At 68.9% G+C, this 18,213-nt stretch carries 11 protein-coding genes; 8 read left to right on the top strand and 3 right to left on the bottom strand.

Going from position 1 to position 18,213, the window contains the following annotated elements; translation table 11 throughout:
• Positions 1 to 11: 11 nt before the first annotated feature.
• Positions 12 to 1,700, bottom strand: a complete 1,689-nt coding sequence (locus tag KTN05_RS03025; RefSeq protein WP_217327907.1) for a peptide ABC transporter substrate-binding protein — start codon at positions 1,698 to 1,700, stop codon at positions 12 to 14.
• Between the two features lie 197 nt (positions 1,701 to 1,897).
• Between KTN05_RS03025 and KTN05_RS03030 the strand changes: the two genes are divergently transcribed.
• Positions 1,898 to 2,599 (top strand): TRAP transporter small permease subunit, encoded by a 702-nt coding sequence (locus KTN05_RS03030; RefSeq protein ID WP_217327908.1) that lies wholly within the window; start codon positions 1,898 to 1,900, stop codon positions 2,597 to 2,599.
• Positions 2,599 to 4,710 (top strand): TRAP transporter large permease subunit, encoded by a 2,112-nt coding sequence (locus KTN05_RS03035; protein WP_217328098.1) that lies wholly within the window; start codon positions 2,599 to 2,601, stop codon positions 4,708 to 4,710. Before KTN05_RS03030 ends, KTN05_RS03035 begins: the two co-directional genes overlap by 1 nt.
• Positions 4,711 to 4,834: 124 nt before the next feature.
• Here the strand turns inward: KTN05_RS03035 and KTN05_RS03040 are convergent, their stop codons facing one another.
• A complete protein-coding gene (locus tag KTN05_RS03040) occupies positions 4,835 to 5,965 on the bottom strand; it encodes a TRAP transporter substrate-binding protein (RefSeq protein WP_256449477.1) in 1,131 nt (376 codons plus the stop codon).
• A 235-nt stretch (positions 5,966 to 6,200) separates the two neighbouring features.
• On the opposite strand from KTN05_RS03040, the gene KTN05_RS03045 reads away from it, so the two are divergent.
• From KTN05_RS03045 to KTN05_RS03070, 6 genes are all read left to right on the top strand, one after another.
• Positions 6,201 to 7,070 carry an ABC transporter permease gene (locus tag KTN05_RS03045; RefSeq protein WP_217327910.1) on the top strand — a complete coding sequence of 290 codons (870 nt, stop codon included), beginning with the start codon at positions 6,201 to 6,203 and terminating at the stop codon, positions 7,068 to 7,070.
• Positions 7,067 to 7,882 (top strand): ABC transporter permease, encoded by an 816-nt coding sequence (locus KTN05_RS03050; protein WP_217327911.1) that lies wholly within the window; start codon positions 7,067 to 7,069, stop codon positions 7,880 to 7,882. Before KTN05_RS03045 ends, KTN05_RS03050 begins: the two co-directional genes overlap by 4 nt.
• A gap of 71 nt (positions 7,883 to 7,953) precedes the next feature.
• A complete protein-coding gene (locus KTN05_RS03055; RefSeq protein WP_217328099.1) occupies positions 7,954 to 9,051 on the top strand; it encodes an ABC transporter ATP-binding protein in 1,098 nt (365 codons plus the stop codon).
• A gap of 135 nt (positions 9,052 to 9,186) precedes the next feature.
• Positions 9,187 to 9,588 carry a response regulator gene (locus tag KTN05_RS03060; protein WP_217327912.1) on the top strand — a complete coding sequence of 134 codons (402 nt, stop codon included), beginning with the start codon at positions 9,187 to 9,189 and terminating at the stop codon, positions 9,586 to 9,588.
• Positions 9,589 to 9,632: 44 nt separating this feature from the next.
• Entirely contained in the window at positions 9,633 to 14,942 is a 5,310-nt protein-coding gene (locus KTN05_RS03065; protein WP_217327913.1) for a HAMP domain-containing protein, read from the top strand.
• Complete coding sequence (locus KTN05_RS03070) at positions 14,939 to 17,224, top strand: response regulator (protein ID WP_217327914.1); 2,286 nt, start codon at positions 14,939 to 14,941, stop codon at positions 17,222 to 17,224. The genes KTN05_RS03065 and KTN05_RS03070 overlap by 4 nt, the downstream gene beginning before the upstream one ends.
• A gap of 124 nt (positions 17,225 to 17,348) precedes the next feature.
• Here the strand turns inward: KTN05_RS03070 and KTN05_RS03075 are convergent, their stop codons facing one another.
• Positions 17,349 to 17,915 carry an Lrp/AsnC family transcriptional regulator gene (locus KTN05_RS03075; protein WP_217327915.1) on the bottom strand — a complete coding sequence of 189 codons (567 nt, stop codon included), beginning with the start codon at positions 17,913 to 17,915 and terminating at the stop codon, positions 17,349 to 17,351.
• Between the last annotated feature and the right edge of the window lie 298 nt (positions 17,916 to 18,213).

Below are 18,213 nucleotides of genomic sequence, written 5' to 3' on the forward strand. Positions count from 1 at the left end.
GGACAAAAGCCCTATTCGGCCCGCCAGATGTCCTGCCCCGACCAGCCGCCCATGGCGTCGCCCCGCGCGAGCCCGCGCAGGTCAGGGGCGACCAGCATCGGCGCGGCGTAGTGATAGAGCGGGATCAGCGGCAGCTCGTCCCGCAGGATCGCGTCGGCCCGCGTCTGAAGCGGGGCAGGGTCGGCGGCGGAGGCCGCCTCGGCGGTCAGCCGGTCGTATTCGGCGTGGGCGAAGCTGCCGGGATTGGCTCCGTCCGGGCGGAAATAGCGCAGGAAGCCCGCCGCGTCGTTCACGTCGGCGCACCAGCCGAACCGCGCAAGCTGGAAATCGCCCGCCTTCAGCACGTCGGCATGGTCGGCCCAGGGGGCGTGGACCAGCTTCAGCTCGACCCCCAGCGGCTTCCAGTCGGCGCGGATCTGCCGGCCTGTCGCCTCGTGCTGGGGCGAGCTGTTGTAGCGCAGGGTCAGCCGCAGCGGCGAGTCGGGGGTGATCCCGGCGGCGGTCAGCAACGCCTGTGCCTCGGCGCGGCGCTGATCGAGCGGAGCATCCGGTGCCTCCGATGCGGTGAAGCCCGCCAGCGAGGGCGGCACCCAGCCATCTGCGGGGGTCTGCCCACCGCCCAGCGCGGCCGCGATCGCCTCGCGGTCGATCGCCAGCGACAGGGCGCGGCGGATGGCCGGGTTCTGCAACGGCTCGGTCGCAAGCGCGCCGGGCGCGGGGTCGGCAAGGTTCACGATCAGCGCGTTGGTGCAGCCGCGCGGCAGGGCGCTTGCCGCGTCCTTGCGCCCTTCGGACCAGTCCGCAAACAGCGGCCCCGGCACGGCCATCAGATCGACCTCGCCCGCATCGAAGCGCGAGAGGGCGCGCGCGGGCTCGCCCCCGGTCTCCAGCGCGATCCCTTGCAGGCGGACCGAGGCGGCGCCGTGCCAGTCGGGAGACGGCGCGAAGCCCGCGCGGGCGGGCGCGGAGTCGCTGTCGCGGCTGGTCAGCACGAAGGGGCCGTTCCCCACGATCCGTTCGGGCGCGGCCCAGTCCGCGCCGTCCACCGCAGCCTGTTGCAGCTTTGCGGCGGGCACCGGGAAGGTCCAGATCCGCATCACCGCCTTGTCCAGCCACGGCGCGGGCGCGGTCAGGTGCAGGCGCAGCGTCGACTCGTCTACCGCCTCGACGCCGAGATCGGTCACGGGCGCCGCGCCGCGCACCACCTGATCGGCGCCGCGCAGCCCCATCGCCTGCGTAAACCACGCGCCGTCCGAGCCGAGCACCGGATCGGCAAGGCGGCGAAAGGCCGTGACGAAATCGCCCGCCGTGACGGGGGTGCCGTCCGACCAGACGGCATCGGGACGCAGGTGAAAGGTCCATGTCAGCCCATCGGCCGATGTCTCGTGCCGCAGCGCCGCGCCGGGACGCGGCGCGCCATCCGGGCCGGGGCGGTAGAGCCCCTCGAACAGCAGCCGGATCGCCTGATCCGACACCGCATCGCCCGAGCGTTGCGGATCGAGCGTGCGGATCGGATCGCGCATCCAGACGGTCAGGCTCTGGTCCGCCGCAGGCGAGCCGGCGACGCCGGCCGGGACCGGGGCCACCAGCGCCCCCGCTTGCGTGGCGTGAAGCAGCGCCGCGGCGCAGAGCGCACCCGCGCGCAAGGCAGCGCGGAAAGGCCGGATCGGGACGGAACTGGTGCGCGTGGGGCGGATCATTGTGCCTGTCTAAAGCCTCGCCCGGCGGACCGCCAGAAAGCGCTGACGCAATGAAACTCGCGTCTGCGGGCCGCAAGATTGTTGACCGGCAGGGGCGGATTGGTGTTATCGCACAATCTCAAATCGGGGGCCGGAAAGCGGCCCCAGTCCGGGCATCGGCCAAGAGCGGATATCCCAGGAATCGAGGGGGAAGTGACATGGGCGCCCTTCTGGGCTTCTCGCGCGTGGTCGATCGCGTGAACACAGTCCTCGGACGGGGGGTCAGCTGGCTGATCCTCGTGGCCGTGCTGGTCAGTGCGGGGAACGCGATCATCCGCAAGGTCTGGTCGATCTCGTCCAACGCCTGGCTGGAACTGCAATGGTATCTCTATGGGGCGGCGTTCCTGCTGGCGGCGGCCTACACGTTGCTGGAGAACGAGCATATCCGCATCGACATCATCTATGGGGCCCGCTCGCGCCGCACCCAGCACTGGATCGACCTGATCGGCCATGTGCTGTTCCTGCTGCCCTTCGTCGTCCTGATGCTGTGGCTGATGGTGCCGTGGCTGGAACGCTCGATCCTGTCGGGCGAGCGGTCGATGAACGCGGGCGGGCTGATCCTGTGGCCGGCCAAGGCGCTGCTGGTGGCGGGCTTCACGCTGCTGTTCTTCCAGGCTTTGTCCGAGATCATCAAGAAGATCGCCGTGATGCGCGGGCTGATCCCCGACACGCAGGCCGCCTTCTCGGCCCATGGAGAGGTCGAGATCGACGAATCGCTGCTGTCCGAGGCGGGCTTCGCCAGCCCCGACCATCCGGTGACGGACGAGATGATCGACCACCCGCTGGACCATAACCGCAACTACACGGACCCGAACGGCCCCCGCCGCAAGGACGACCGCGATGGGGAGCCGCGCGCATGATCATGGAACTGATTGCGCAGAACATGGCCCCGATCATGTTCGCCTCGCTCGTGTTCTTCCTGCTGTTCGGCTATCCGGTCGCCTTCGCGCTGGCGGCGAACGGGCTGCTGTTCTTCGTCATCGGGGTCGAGCTTGCGCCGCTGTCGGGCGGCACGATCAACCTGTCCTGGCCGCTTCTGCAGGCGATGCCGGACCGGCTGTGGGGGCTGCTGTCGAACGAGACGCTGCTGGCGATCCCATTCTTCACCTTCATGGGGATCGTGCTGGAGAAATCCGGTATGGCCGAGGATCTGCTGGACACCATCGGCCAGCTTTTCGGCCCGATCCGGGGCGGGCTCGCCTATGCGGTCATCATCGTGGGCGCGCTGCTGGCCGCGACCACGGGCGTCGTCGCGGCGTCCGTCATCGCAATGGGGCTGATCTCGCTGCCGATCATGCTGCGCTACGGCTATGACCGGCGGCTCGCATCCGGCGTGATCGCCGCGTCGGGCACACTGGCGCAGATCGTCCCGCCGTCGCTGGTCCTGATCGTGCTGGCCGACCAGCTCGGCCGGTCCGTGGGCGACATGTACAAGGGCGCGTTGATCCCCGGCATGGTGCTGACCGGCCTCTATCTGGGTTACGTCTTCGTCATGTCGATCATCCGCCCAGCGTCGATGCCGGCGCTGCCGAAAGAGGCGCGGACGCTCGGCTCGGGCGTGACCTCGCTGCTGGTCGCGATCCTCGCGACGGTTGCGATGAGCTGGCTGGCGTGGCGCTGGCTGTATCCGACGCAGGGCACCAGCGCGGACATCATCGGGCCCGCGCTGGCGGTGATCGTGATCTATGTCGTGGCGCTGCTGGACCGCAGGCTGGGCGTCAACCTGATGAGCCGGCTGGCGCAGCAGGTCATCATCGTGCTGATCCCGCCGCTGGCGCTGATCTTCCTGGTGCTGGGCACGATCTTCCTTGGCATCGCGACGCCGACCGAAGGCGGGGCGATGGGCGCGGTCGGGGCGCTGGTGCTGGCGGCCGCCAAGGGCCGGCTGGGCGGCGGGGTGATCCCGCAGGCGCTGGCGTCCACCACGCGGCTGTCGGCCTTCGTCATGTTCATCCTGGTCGGCGCGCGGGTCTTCTCGCTGACCTTCTACGGGGTCAACGGGCATATCTGGGTCGAGCATCTGCTGACCAGCCTGCCGGGCGGCGAATACGGGTTCCTGATCGTCGTCTCAATCCTGGTGTTCCTGCTGGCGTTCTTCCTCGATTTCTTCGAGCTGGCCTTCATTATCGTGCCGCTGCTGGCCCCCGCGGCGGAAAGCCTCGGGATCGACCTGATCTGGTTCGGGGTGATCCTGGCGGTGAACATGCAGACCTCGTTCATGCACCCGCCCTTCGGCTTCTCGCTGTTCTTCCTGCGGTCGGTCGCGCCCAAGGCGCCCTACAAGGACAAGGTCACGGGGCTGATGATGGAGCCGGTGCGCACCGGTCAGATCTACTGGGGCGCAGTGCCGTTCGTCGTTATCCAGGTCGCGATGATCGCGGTGGTGATACTGTTCCCCGGCATGGTCATGCACTACAAGGGCCCGGCGATCGACACCTCGAACGTGAAGATCGAGATCCCGATGGGTCTGCCGGGCGGTGGCGGGGGTCTGGGCGGCCTCGGCGGCCTCGGCGGCCTGAGCGGCAGCCCGTTCGGCCAGCCCGCAACCCCTGCCGCACCGGGCGCTCCGCCCTCGGGCGGGCTCGGCGGGCTTGGCGGCCCGCCGAACTTCGGTGCGCCAGCGCCTGCCGCAACGGACGCGCCCGGAGCCGCGCCTGCGGGTGGATTGGGCGTGTTGGGCGCACCGCCGAACTTCGGCGCGCCCGCACCGACGGGGGCCGACGCTCCGGCTCCGGCCCCCGCCGGAGGGCTCGGCGGGCTGGGCAGCCCGCCGGACTTCGGGGCGCCTGCGCCTGCGGCGACCGATGCGGCTCCGGCGCCGACTGGCGGCCTTGGCGGGTTGGGCACTCCGCCCGACTTCGGCGCTCCGGCGACCGATGCGCCGGAAGCCCCGGCGACGATGCCCGCGGCAGGCGCGGGGGTCTCGGGGCCGGGCGGTCCGCCTCCGGGTCTGGTCGCGCCCGCCAACTGAGCGATCGACGAAAGGGCGGCCTTCGGTCGCCCTTTTCAGTGGTCGGCTCTACCGTTTCCCAAATGAAAACCGCCGCCCCGAAGGGCGGCGGTTCGCATTTGTCTCGGTTCGGATGGAAGCCGGCTCAGGCCCCCAGCTTGCCGTTACGCTGCTGGATCATCATCATCGTGTCGAAGGTGTATTCCGCCGTCTGGCTGTAGAGGAACCAGTCGCTCAGGAACGGCTTTTGCGCGTCCCACATGCGCTTGAACTCGGCGTTCTCGGCCGACAGCTCGTCATAGACCTGGCGCGAGGCGTCGAAGCCGGCCTGCATCACGTCCTCGGGGAAGGCGCGAAGCTGGGCGCCGGTCTGCGCCAGCCGCTTCAGCGCACCGGGGTTCTTGAAGTCGTATTCCGCCAGCGTGTTCAGGTCGGTCGCCTGGCAGGCCGTCCGCAGGATCGCCTTATAAACCTCGGGCAGTTCGTTGTATTTCGCCATGTTGAAGAACATGCCGACGGTCGGCCCGCCTTCCCAGAAGCCCGGATAGTAGTAGTAGGGCGCGACCTTCTGGAAGCCCAGCTTCTCGTCGTCATAGGGGCCGACCCACTCGGCCGCGTCGATGGTCCCGCGTTCCAGCGACGGATAGATGTCGCCGCCCGCGAGCTGCTGCGGCACCACGCCCAGCTTCTCGACAACGCGCCCGGCGAGGCCGGAAATCCGCATCTTCAGCCCCTGCATGTCGGCGAGGCTGTTCACCTCGCGCCGATACCAGCCGCCCATCTGGACGCCGGTGTTGCCGCAGGGGAAGCAGATCAGGCCGTGACTGGCCAGGAACTGGTTGTAGGCGTCGATCCCGCCGCCGTGATAGTTGTAGGCCGCCTTGCCGCGCGCATTGAAGGTGAAGGGCAGGTCGGCCCCGGCGGCGAAGGCCGGGTCCTTGCCCCAGCTGTAATAGCCGACCGAGTTCGCGGCCTCGACCGTGCCGTCGGTGGCGGCGTCGATGGCCTGCAGGCCGGGGACGATCTCGCCCGCGGCGAAGACCTGCAGGGTGAACTTGCCGTCGGTCGCCGCGGCGACCCGCTCGGACACGTCCACGCCGCTGCCATAGATCGTCTCAAGCGACTTCGGGAAGGACGAGGCGACGCGCCAGTTGATGGTGGGCATTTCCTGCGCGATGGCCGGGGCGGCAAGCGTAGTGCCCGCAGCCATTGCCGCGCCGCCGACCGAGGCCGTGGTCAGGAACTTGCGGCGGTCGAGTCTGGTCTTGTCGGTCAAGTGATATCCTCCTCTGTCGCGGGCGCGGCATTGACCCAGCCGTTCGCCCGCCTTTCCGCCGGCAGATTGCATTTGCGCCCCCCTTCTGTCCACGGGGACGTTGCGGGCGGGCCCCGAAATCTGGGGACATCGCGCAACGTCCGCGCGCGCGTGCCGCAAGGTCGCGCAAATGCGTCTTTTCCTTTGCCCGCGACTGTGGAATCCATGGCCGGGGTTCAGGGGGCGGGACGGCGGAATGGCGGCAGGCAACAGCACGGAGGCGGGGCAGGGCCTGCGCCTGATCGCGCCACCGCTGCTTTACGCGATCCTGCTGCTGGCGGTGCCGCTGCTGACGATCCTCGCCTTCTCGTTCTTCAAGGACGGCTACCTGACCATCGTCCGCGAGTTCACGGTCGAGAATTACGTCGCCACCTGGACCGATCCGATCTTCCGCACCATCCTGCTGCGCTCGCTGTGGGTGGCGGGGCTGGTGACGCTGTTCACCGTGGCGCTGTCCTTTCCGGTGGCCTATTTCCTGTCCTTCGTCGTCGCGTCCGAGCGCAAGGCGATGTGGATCTTCCTCATCACCATTCCGTTCTGGACCAGCTACCTGATCCGCGTGTTCCTGTGGAAGGTGATCCTCGGCTATAACGGCGTCATCAATTCGGGCCTGAAAAGCGTCGGGCTGATCGAGCAGCCGCTGCAATTCCTGCTTTATAACACCGGGTCCATCGTCCTGACGCTCAGCCATTCCTATGCGCCCTTCGCGATCCTGCCGATCTATGTCGCGCTGGAAAAGATCGACCGCGCGCTGCTGGAGGCGGGACGCGACCTCGGCGAGAGCCGGCTGATGACCTTCTGGCGCGTGACCCTTCCGCTGGCGATGCCGGGCGTGGTCGCGGCGGTGCTGATCGTGTTCATCCCGACCATCGGGGATTACGTCACGCCCACGGTGATCGGCGGCGGCAAGATCCCGATGGTGGCGAACATGATTCAGGCGCAGATGCTGGATATCGACAACAAGCCGCTCGGCTCGGCCATCGCGATCAGCTCGATGGCGGTGGTTGCGGCGCTGAGCATGGTGTTCCTGTGGCTCAACCGCCGGTTCCTGCGGGTGCGGGCATGAGGCGGTTTCAGGGATCGGGGCTGCGGGTCTATGCGGTCCTCTATCTGGCGTTCCTCTATGCGCCCATCGCCCTGCTGCCGATCTTCGCGTTCAACAATGCCACCGTAATCGCCTTCCCGTTGCAGGGTTTCACGACCGAATGGTTCGGCCAGATGGTCCAGAACGCGGCGCTGCGGCAGGCGCTGCTGAATTCGCTCATCATCGCGGTTTCCGCCTCGGTGCTGGCGACCTGCCTCGGCATCTTCGCGGCCCGCGCCTCGACCCGGTTCCGCTTTCCGGGTCGCGGCCCGATCATGGGCCTGATCATGCTGCCGCTGGTGCTGCCGGAAATCATCGTCGCCATGTCGCTGCTGGTGGTGCTGCTGGCGGCGGGGCTGAGCCTGTCGATCCTCACCGTGATCCTCGGCCACACGCTGATCTGCATGCCCTATGCCATCGCGATCCTGTCCACGGCCTTCTCCAGCCTCGACCGGTCGCTGGAGGAGGCCGCCTACGACCTCGGCGAGACGAAGTGGAGCGCGTTCCGGCTGGTCATCCTGCCGCTGGTCATGCCGGGCATCATCTCGGCCCTGCTGATGAGCTTCACGATCAGCCTTGATGAGTTCATCATCGCCTTCTTCCTCGCCGGCAACCAGCCGACGCTGCCGACCTACATCTTCAGCCAGCTGCGCTTTCCCAAGTCGATCCCGATGATCATGGCGCTGGGGACCGTGCTGGTTGTGATGTCGATTGCGCTGGTGACGCTCGCCGAATATTTCCGCCGCCGCGGCGTCGCCCGCACCGGCCAGACCGATAGCGGAGGCTTCCTGTGACCGCCCCCCAGACCATCCCGCAGGGCCGCTCGGGCACCCCGCCGCGGCCCTCGCTCGCCGACCGGCGCCCGATGATCGAATGCAGGGGCGTGCAGAAATACTTCGGCGACTATCACGCGCTGCGCGGCATCGACCTGACCATCCGGGAAGGCGAGTTCTTCTCGCTCCTCGGGCCGTCCGGCTGCGGCAAGACCACGCTGCTGCGGACCATCGCGGGATTCGAGGATATCGGGTCCGGCGTCGTGCTGGTCGATGGCAAGGACATGGCGAACGTGCCCGCCAACGTGCGGCCGACGAACATGGTGTTCCAGTCCTACGCCATCTTCCCGCACCTGACCGTGGCCGAGAACGTGGGCTTCGGCCTGCGCCGCGATCCCCGCTCGCGGGCCGAGAAGGCGGCGGCGGTCGAGGAGGCGCTGGAGATGGTCGGCCTGCGCGGCTACGGCAAGCGCGCCGCCCATGCGCTGTCGGGCGGCCAGCGGCAGCGGGTGGCGCTGGCCCGCGCGCTGATCCTGAAGCCCAAGGTGCTGCTGCTGGACGAGCCGCTGTCGGCGCTTGACCGCAAGATGCGCGAGCAGATGCAGGTGGAGCTCATCAAGCTGCAACGGCAGGTCGGCATCACCTTCGTTCTGGTCACCCACGACCAGGAGGAGGCGCTGGTCATGTCCGACCGCATCGCCGTGATGTTCGAGGGACAGATCGCCCAGCTCGACGGCCCCGAGGCGCTGTATGCCCGCCCCGCCAGCCGCCGGGTCGCGGATTTCATTGGCGTGATGAACTTCATGCCCGCCCGCATCCTCGGCGAGACGGCCGAGCATGTCACCGTCGCCGTCCCCGGCTTCGGCACGGTGGAGATTCCGGCCCGGAACGTCAGCCGCGCCGATCCGGGCGATCCCGGCCCCAGCATCGGCTTCCGGCCCGAGGCGGCGACGCTGCTGGCGGCGAATGCCGAGGCGACCGGGCGCGTGAACGGAGGGGTCATCGACGAGGTCGTCTATTACGGCGACATGACCTATTACGACGTCATCATGGACGGCTCGGACGCCTATGACGGCATCCCGCACGAGGTCCGCATCTCGATGCGCAACGTCTTCGGACGCGAGGTGCCGGACGTGGGCACCCGCGTCCGTGTCAGCTGGTCGCCCGGATCGCTGGTGCTGTTCCGCTGACGCGCGGCCGATGGCCGGGCCAAAGCCACGCCGCAACGCCTTGGGGCGCCCGTGGGGCCTGCGATGCTTGGCTATGGCGAAACCTCGTCTGAACGGATAGTTACGCGCGACAATTCTCGAATGGAAAACTCACAGATGACCGCGCCCGCCGCCCTTTCCGTCCTGATCGCCGAAGATGAGGTGCTGGTGTCGATGTTCCTCGCCGACATCGTCGAGGATGCGGGGCTCAGCGTCCTGGGCGTCGCCCGCACTGCGCAGGATGCCATCGACAAGGCCGCCGCCGCGCCCCCTGATCTGGCGTTGGTGGACATCAACCTCAAGGGCAGCAGCGGGCTGGACGTGGCCCGTTCGCTCGCCGCCCGCGGCACCGCGATCCTGTTCATCTCGGGCGATATCAGCATCGGCGACGATCCCGAGGTCCGCGCGCTGAACCCGGTCGCCATCCTCGAAAAGCCCTGCATGCCCGACCGGCTGACGCAGGCGTTGCAGGATGCCGCCGCCCGCGTCCGCGAAGCCCGCCTGAACGCCCCCGCCTGAACGCTACCCCGCCTGCCTGCCCGCAACGTTCGCCAGGACCGCCCATGCCCCGCCAGACCCTGATCCCCGACTCCCTCTCGGCCATCGACAAGCAGCTTCTGGTCGCCATGCGGGCGCTGCGGCGGGGCAACTTCTCGGTCCGCATGCCGACCGACATGGAAGGCGACGACGCCTTCATGGCCCACGCCTTCAACGACGTCGTGGACATGGCCGAGGCGCTGACCGAGGAACTGACCCGCATCCATCACGACGTGATCGTGGACGGCCGCACGCGCGAGCGGGCGCATATCGACGGGGCCGAGGGGAACTGGCGCGGGGCCGTCACCTGCGTGAACCGGCTGGTCGAGGGCGTGGCGGCGCAGAACGAGACGATGCTGAACGTGATCCGCGCCGTCTCGCGCGGGGACCTGTCGCAATCCGTCCCGACCGAGATCGGCGGCCGCCCGCTGGCCGGCGATCTGCGGGCCAGCGTGGATGCGGTCAACGGGATGGTCGAACATCTCGCCACCGTCTCGTCCGAGGTGACGCGGCTCGCGCGCGAGGTCGGGACCGCCGGCCAACTGGGCGGGCAGGCGAAGGTCGAAGGGGCGCAGGGCACCTGGAAGGACCTGACGGACAACGTCAACTCGATGGCGTCGAACCTGACCGGGCAGCTTCGCAACATCGCCGATGTGACCACCGCCGTCGCGCGGGGCGATCTGAGCCGCAAGATCACCGTCGATGTGCATGGCGAGCTGCTTGACCTGAAGGCCACCGTCAACACGATGGTGGACCAGCTCAACGCCTTTGCATCCGAGGTGACGCGCGTCGCCCGCGAGGTCGGGACCGAGGGCAAGCTCGGCGGTCAGGCCCGCGTGGACGGCGTCGCCGGCACGTGGCGCGACCTGACCGACAGCGTGAACGGCATGGCCGGGAACCTGACGATCCAGCTGCGCGACGTGAGCAAGGTCGCGACCGCGATCGCCTCGGGCGACCTGACCCAGCAGATCACGGTCGAGGCCGAGGGCGAGATCCTGCAGATCAAGCAGGTCATCAACACGATGGTGGACCAGCTCTCCTCCTTCGCGTCCGAGGTCACGCGTGTCGCCCGCGAGGTCGGGACCGACGGCATCCTGGGCGGGCAGGCCGAGGTCGAGGGGGTCGCCGGGACATGGCGCAAGCTGACCCAGAACGTGAACGGCCTCGCCACCAACCTCACCAGCCAGGTGCGCGAGATTGCCGAGGTCACGACCGCTGTCGCGCGGGGCGATCTGTCCAAGAAGATCACCGTCGATGCCAAGGGCGAGATTCTCGAACTGAAGAACACCATGAACACGATGGTGGACCAGCTTTCCGCCTTCGCGTCCGAGGTGACGCGCGTTGCCCGCGAGGTCGGGACCGAGGGCAAGCTGGGCGGGCAGGCCCGTGTCGAGGGCGTCGCCGGCACGTGGAAGGATCTCACCGACAACGTGAACCAGATGGCCGAGAACCTGACCGGTCAGGTCCGCAACATCGCCGAAGTCACGACCGCCGTGGCGCGGGGCGATCTGTCCAAGAAGATCACCGTCACCGTTCAGGGCGAGATGCAGGAGATGAAGGACACCATCAACACGATGGTGGACCAGCTCAACCGCTTCGCGTCCGAGGTTACGCGGGTCGCCCGCGAGGTCGGCACCGACGGCAAGCTGGGCGGCGAGGCGCGCGTCGAGGGCGTCGAGGGCACCTGGCGCGACCTGACCGAGAACGTGAACGGCCTTGCCACCAATCTGACCGGGCAGGTCCGCAACATCGCGGAAGTCACCACCGCCGTCGCGCGGGGCGATCTGTCCAAGAAGATCACCGTCGATGCCAGGGGCGAGATCCTGGAGCTGAAGAACACCATCAACACGATGGTGGACCAGCTCAACGGCTTCGCATCCGAGGTGACGCGGGTCGCGCGCGAGGTCGGCACGCAGGGGCGGCTGGGCGGACAGGCGCAGGTCGCGGGCGTCGGCGGGACATGGGCGGACCTGACCGACAACGTCAACCTGATGGCCGACAACCTGACCAACCAGGTGCGCGGCATCGCCCGCGTCGTCACCGCCGTCGCGAATGGCGATCTCAAGCGCAAGCTGACGCTGGACGTCAAGGGCGAGATGGCCGAACTCGCCGAGACGATCAACGGCATGATCGACACGCTGGCGACCTTCGGCGATCAGGTGACGGACGTCGCCCGCGAGGTGGGGGTCGAAGGCAAGCTGGGCGGACAGGCGCGGGTGCCGGGGGCGTCCGGCCTCTGGCGCGATCTCACCGACAACGTGAACCAGCTGGCGGCGAACCTGACCACGCAGGTCCGCGCCATCGCCGAGGTGGCGACCGCCGTGGCCGAGGGCGATCTGACCCGCACCATCACCGTGGAAGCGAACGGCGAGGTCGCGGCGCTCAAGGACAACGTCAACCGCATGATCGGCAACCTGCGGACCACGACCGAATACAACGAACAGCAGGACTGGCTGAAGACCAACCTGACCCGCTTCACCCGGCTCATGCAGGGCCAGCGCAATCTGGAAGCGGTCTGCAACCTGCTGCTGTCCGGCATCGCGCCGCTGATCGAGGCCCAGCACGGCGCGATCTGGCTGTCGCGCGACGACGCGGCCGAGGGCGAGGTCTATGAGCTTGCCGCCACCTACGCGATGACCGAGCGGCGGCACCTGTCGGCCCGAATCCGCCCGCGCGAGGGGCTGGTGGGCCAATGCGCCGTCGAAAAGCAGCGCATCCTGCTGACCAACGTGCCGGGCGATTACGTCCGCATCCGCTCGGGTCTGGGCGAGGGATCGCCGCTCAATATCGTCGTGGTGCCGGTCCTGTTCGAGGGACAGGTGATGGCGCTGATCGAACTGGCCTCGTTCAGCCGCTTCACCTCGGTCCATCTCGATTTCCTCGATCAGCTGGTCGAAAGCATCGGCATCGTGCTGAACACCATCAGCGCCTCGATGAAGACGGAAACCCTGCTGAGCCAGTCGCAGATGCTGGCCGGGGAATTGCAGACCCAGCAGCACGAGCTGCAATCCACCAACGCCCGGCTGGAGGAACAGGCCACCCGGATGCGCGAATCCGAGGAGATGCTGCGCCACCAGCAGGAAGCCCTGCGCGGCAAGAACGAGGAGCTGGAGGACAAGGCGACCCAGCTTGCCCTGACCTCGAAATACAAGTCCGAGTTCCTGGCCAACATGAGCCACGAGCTGCGCACGCCGCTGAACAGCCTGCTGATCCTGTCCAAGCTGCTGGCCGACAACAACCGCGGCAACCTGAACGACAGGCAGGTGCAGCAGGCCCAGACGATCCACGACTCCGGCGCCGACCTGCTGCGGATGATCAACGACATCCTCGACCTGTCCAAGATCGAAAGCGGGACGGTCGTGCTGGATGTGGACGCGATGCGCTTCGACGACTTCGCGCATCAGATGGACCGCCAGTTCCGCGAGGTGGGCGAGCAGAAGGGCCTCGACTTCCGCATCGAGATCGACCCGGCCCTGCCGGCGACGATGGCGACCGACGCCATGCGGCTGCAGCAGATCCTCAAGAACCTGCTGTCGAACGCCTTCAAGTTCACCGAGAAGGGCGGCGTCACGCTGTCGGTGACGCAGGCCGCGGCCGACGCGGGCTTCCGCAACGCGCGGCTGTCGGGCGCGGGGCGGGTGGTGGCCTTCGCGGTGTCGGACACCGGCATCGGCGTGCAGCCCGCCCAGCAGCAGGTGATCTTCGAGGCGTTTCAGCAGGCCGACGGCACCACCTCGCGCCGCTATGGCGGCACCGGGCTGGGGCTGTCGATCAGCCGCGAACTGGCGCTGCTGCTTGGGGGAGAGATCAACCTCGTCAGCACGCCGGGGCAGGGCAGCACCTTCACGCTGTATCTGCCGCTCGAATCGGGGCTGGAGGAGGATGCGGGCACCCGTCCCGCCGGGATGACACAGGTCGCGCCGCGCCAGCTTGCCGCGCCCGAAACCGAGCGGCAGGAAGGCGGGGAGGCCAAGGCAGGGCGGGACGAGGGCGCCGATCCCGCCCCCGCCCAGCCGCCTGTGTCCGAGAACGCGAACCGCCCCGCCGAGCCGCCGCTGACGGCCAGCCCGCCACCGCGCCCGGCACCGGCCGATGAGGAGGGCCCGGTTGCCACCGCTACCATGCCCACGCCCCGCGATCCTTCACGCCCGCTGGTTGCCATTGTGGAGGATGATCCGGTCTTCGCCCGCATCCTTCTGGACATCGCGGACGAGCGCGGTTTCGACGGGGTGATCGTCTCGCGCGGGCGCGAACTGCCCTCGGTCATCCGCCAGCAATCGCCGGACGCGATCAGCCTCGACATCCAGCTTCCCGACGTGGACGGCTGGGCGCTGGTGGACCGGATCACCACCGACCGCGAGCTGCGGCATGTGCCCGTCCATCTGATTTCGGTCGTGGACGACGAACAGCAGCTTCGCGGGCGCGGCATCGAATACAGCGGCAAGCCCGTCAGCCGCGAGCGGCTGATCGAGGTGTTCGACAAGCTGCGTGAGCAGGCCGCCCGCAGCAGCTGGACCGTCACCCTCGTGGCCGAGCCCGGCGATCCCGCCGCCACCGCGCTGCGGGCGATGCTGGAGCGGCTGGCGGGGATCGCCCTCACCGTGGTGCCACCCTCGGGCATGGCCGAGGCGCTGGACCGGCCCGCCAACCTGCTGGTGGTGCTGGCCCATTCCTTCGACGCGCCGCTGGCCGAACTGCTGAAGACGCTCACCCGCGCAGGCGATGCGCCGCTTGCCCTGCTGTCACTGGCGCAGGCGCCGGGACCGGCGGAACATGACCTCGTCCTGCGCTCCGGTGCCGATCTGGTCGTCGCGGACGAGCCCGATCCGGCGCTGCTGATGGACCGCGTCGCCGCCGGGCTGCGGCTGCGCTGGGACAGCCTGCCCGCTGACATCCGCTCGGCCATCGGCGCGGCCCGCCCGCGCGACGAGGTTCTGGAAGGCGAACGGGTGCTGGTCATCGACGACGATATCCGTAACATCTTCTCGATGACCGCGCTGCTGGAAGATTACGGATTGCAGGTGCTGAGCGCCGAAAGCGGACCCGAGGGGCTGAAGCTGCTGGAGCAGAACCCCGACATCGCCGCCGCCCTCGTGGACATCATGATGCCGGAAATGGACGGCTACGAGGTGATCCGCCGCATCCGCCGCTCGGACCAGCTGCGCGATCTGCCGGTGATCGCCGTCACCGCCAAGGCCATGCAGGAGGACCGCGACCGCTGCTTCGAGGCGGGGGCGTCGGATTACCTGTCCAAGCCCGTGGACCGCGAGGACCTGATCTCGGTCCTGCGGACCTGGACCAAGCGGCGGCGAGGCACCAACGGAGGGAGCGCATGACCCGCCGCGGGCGCAAGCCCGCGAAGCGAGGGGACGGCGCCGCCGCGCCTGCGGAAGGGGGCGGCGCGGAGGCGTCCCCCGACCGGGCCGGGGCGGCGGCGGCCATCGGAACCGGCCCTCCAGCGCCGAATGCCAAACCGACGCGCCGCGCCGATACGACCGACGCTCACGCGGGGAGCAAGCCGGACGAGCGCCCGCCCGGCGCCGAGCCTACAAACGCCGACCCATCCGACCCGACTTCGCAGGGGCCCCCGCCGCAAACCAGAAGCCGCCACCCGATCTTCGACGGTCCCGCCATCGACACGCCGCCCACCATCCTCGTCGTCGATGACGACCGGGCCAACCTGATCGCGGCCGAGGCCGTGCTGGCCGATCTGGGCTATCCCGTCATCACCGCGAACTCCGGTGCCGAGGCGCTGCGTCAGGTTCTGCGTCACGACTTCGCCGTGATCCTGCTGGATGTGCGGATGCCCGTCATGGACGGCTACGAAACCGCCGAAATGATCCGCCAGCGCGAACGCAGCCGCCACGTCCCCATCATCTTCCTGTCCGGCGTTGACAAGGAGGACCAGCACCAGTTCCGGGGCTATGCGGCGGGCGCGGTGGACTATGTCCTCAAGCCCGTGCCGGCGATCGTGCTGAAGTCCAAGGTGCAGGTCTTCGCCCAGCTCTTCGAGCAGAAGCAGCAGATCCGCCGCCGGGCCGAGGCCGAGCGTCGGCTGATGGCCGAGAACCTAGCCGTCCGTGCCCGCACGGTCGAGGTCGCCCGCGCGCTTGAGCGGAGCCTCGTCTCGCAGTCGCTGGTGCTGGAGGCGCTGCCGCTGGCGCTGTTCACCGCAGGCCGCAACCCGGCCGACCGGCGCTTCGTCGGCGGCAAGGCCCACGCGCTCTGCGGGCTGTCCGAGGAGGTCTCGATGGACGGCGACTGGCTGCCCCGCGTCCACGAGGACGACCGGCCGCGGCTGCTCGCCGCATTCCGGTCGGTCGATGAGGCGGGCAGCTACGAGATCGAATACCGCATCGTCTGCGAGGACGGCGAGCGCTGGATGCTGGAGCGGGGCGACCTGCGCACCGCAGCGGATGGCGGCGCGGTGTTGTATGGGGTCGTCACCGACATCACCAGCCGCAAGCGGCTGGAGGAGCAGCTGACCCACGCCCAGAAGCTCGAGGCCATCGGCCAGCTTTCCGGTGGCGTGGCGCATGATTTCAACAACATGCTGGGAGTCATCATCGGCTCGCTCGACCGGGTGCTGTCCACCGGAGAGCTGGACGAGCGCAGCCGCCAGCGGCTGGGCCTTGCGATGCAGGCCGCGGAAAGCTGCGCGGATCTCACCAAGCGCCTGCTGGGCTTTGCCCGCCGCCAGTCGCTGCAGCCGCGCCATCTGGACATCCCGGCCGAGTTGGACCGCCTCAGCGGGCTGTTCGAGCGGGTGCTGGGCGAGACCGTCACCGCCCGGATCGACTGCCCGCCGGACCTGCCGCCGGTCTGGCTGGACGGCTCGCAGTTCGAGGGGGCGATCGTGAACCTCGCTGTGAATGCGCGGGACGCTATGCCGGACGGCGGAACGCTGACGGTCGCGGCGCGGCTGATCCATCTGGACGGGAACGAGGCGCTAACGGCGGACCTGCCCGCCGGCGCCGAGTTCATCCGCCTGTCCGTCACGGACACCGGCACCGGCATGGACGCGGCGACCCAGGCCCGCGCGCTGGAGCCGTTCTTCACCACCAAGGCCCCGAACAAGGGGACGGGTCTGGGGCTGAGTTCGATCTATGGTTTCCTGCGCCAGTCCGGCGGCGGGATGCGGATCGAAAGCGCGCCGGGGCAGGGGACGACGATCCATCTCTACCTGCCGCCCAACACGCAGGCGGCGGCGCAGGAGACGGGGTCCACGACGCCCGAAACCCAGTCGCTGGACGGGCTGCAGGTGGCGCTGGTCGAGGACAACGACCGCCTGCGCGAGGTCGGGCACGAGATGCTGGTCGAGCTTGGCTGCGAGGTGCAGGTCTTCGACTCCGCCGACGCCGCCGCGGGGCTGGACCCCGGCGGGATCGACCTGCTGCTGGCCGACTGCGTGATGCCGGGCGATCTGGACGGCCCCTCGCTCGCCCGCCGGCTTCGCACCGCCCGGCCCGACCTGCCGGTACTGCTGAGTTCGGGCTATGTCGCCGACAGCGAGCCGCTGGAAAGCGACAACGTGGAGTTCCTGCCCAAACCCTATGACGAGGCCCAGCTGGCCCGCGCGATCCACGCCGCGATCCGGCGGACGGACGGGGCGGGGTGACGCGGCGTCAAGGGAACGTCGGGCGGGTTCCGCCAGTTCTCATGCCAGCGGATGTGGGGGCAAGTCGCCGCGGACCTCAGGGCTGGACACGGCCGCGATAGCACCCGGAGCGGGCGGCGCGCGTTCAGCCGTCAACCGGCAGGGCTGTGGTGGCCTTCATCTGCTCCATTGACAGCAGCGCGGTGACGGACTGCACCCGCAGCTCGGCCGTCAGCGCCTGATAGAAGCGGTCATAGGCGCGGGCGTTGCGGACCTGCACCTTCAGCAGATAGTCGATGTCGCCCGCCAGCCGGTGCGCCTCGACCACCTCGGGCCGGGCGCGCACGGCGTCGAGGAATCGCCGCGCCCAGTCGGGGTCATGTTCGGCGGTGCGGATCAGGACGAAGAAACACGCCTCCAGCCCCAGCGCCTCGGCATCCAGCAGCGCGACCTGCGCGCGAATGATACCGCGCTCGCGCAGGCGGCGGATGCGGTTCCAGACCGGGGTGCGCGACGCGCCGACGCGGGTCGCGATCTCCTCCAGCGGCAGGGTGGCGTCCTGTTGCAGCAGGGTGAGGATCTTGCGGTCGATGGCATCCAGCCGCGCCGCGCTGCGCCGGTCCGGCGCAGGCTCCGCGGCGGGTTCGGACCTGACCTTGCCGGGCTTCGCGCTGGCGGGCTTGCCGGCAGAGATGCTTGGGTCGTCCGGCATATGGGCAGGGTCCTGAAGTTTGAATCGGCAAACGGCCCCCGTCGCGCCGTGGAGGCCGGAACAAGGTAGAGGCGGGCCACGGCAGACGCAACCGCGCAGCTATCCGGTGGATCACGGACGGGCGCTGGCCAGCCGGACTTGGGCGCCGCCGCCCCGCGCCGGCGCATCACCGCGGCACGCAGCGGGCAAGCGGTTGATCCGTGGGTCGTTCGGGCGAACCCGGAGGTCGCCCTTGTTTCACGGGTCGGCCTGCCCGACGCGCCGCGGATGGGACAGCCGACAGCACGAGGGGCGGCAG

The organism is Paracoccus sp. Z118 (assembly GCF_019061185.1).
In the GTDB taxonomy this organism is placed as follows: Bacteria; Pseudomonadota; Alphaproteobacteria; order Rhodobacterales; family Rhodobacteraceae; genus Paracoccus.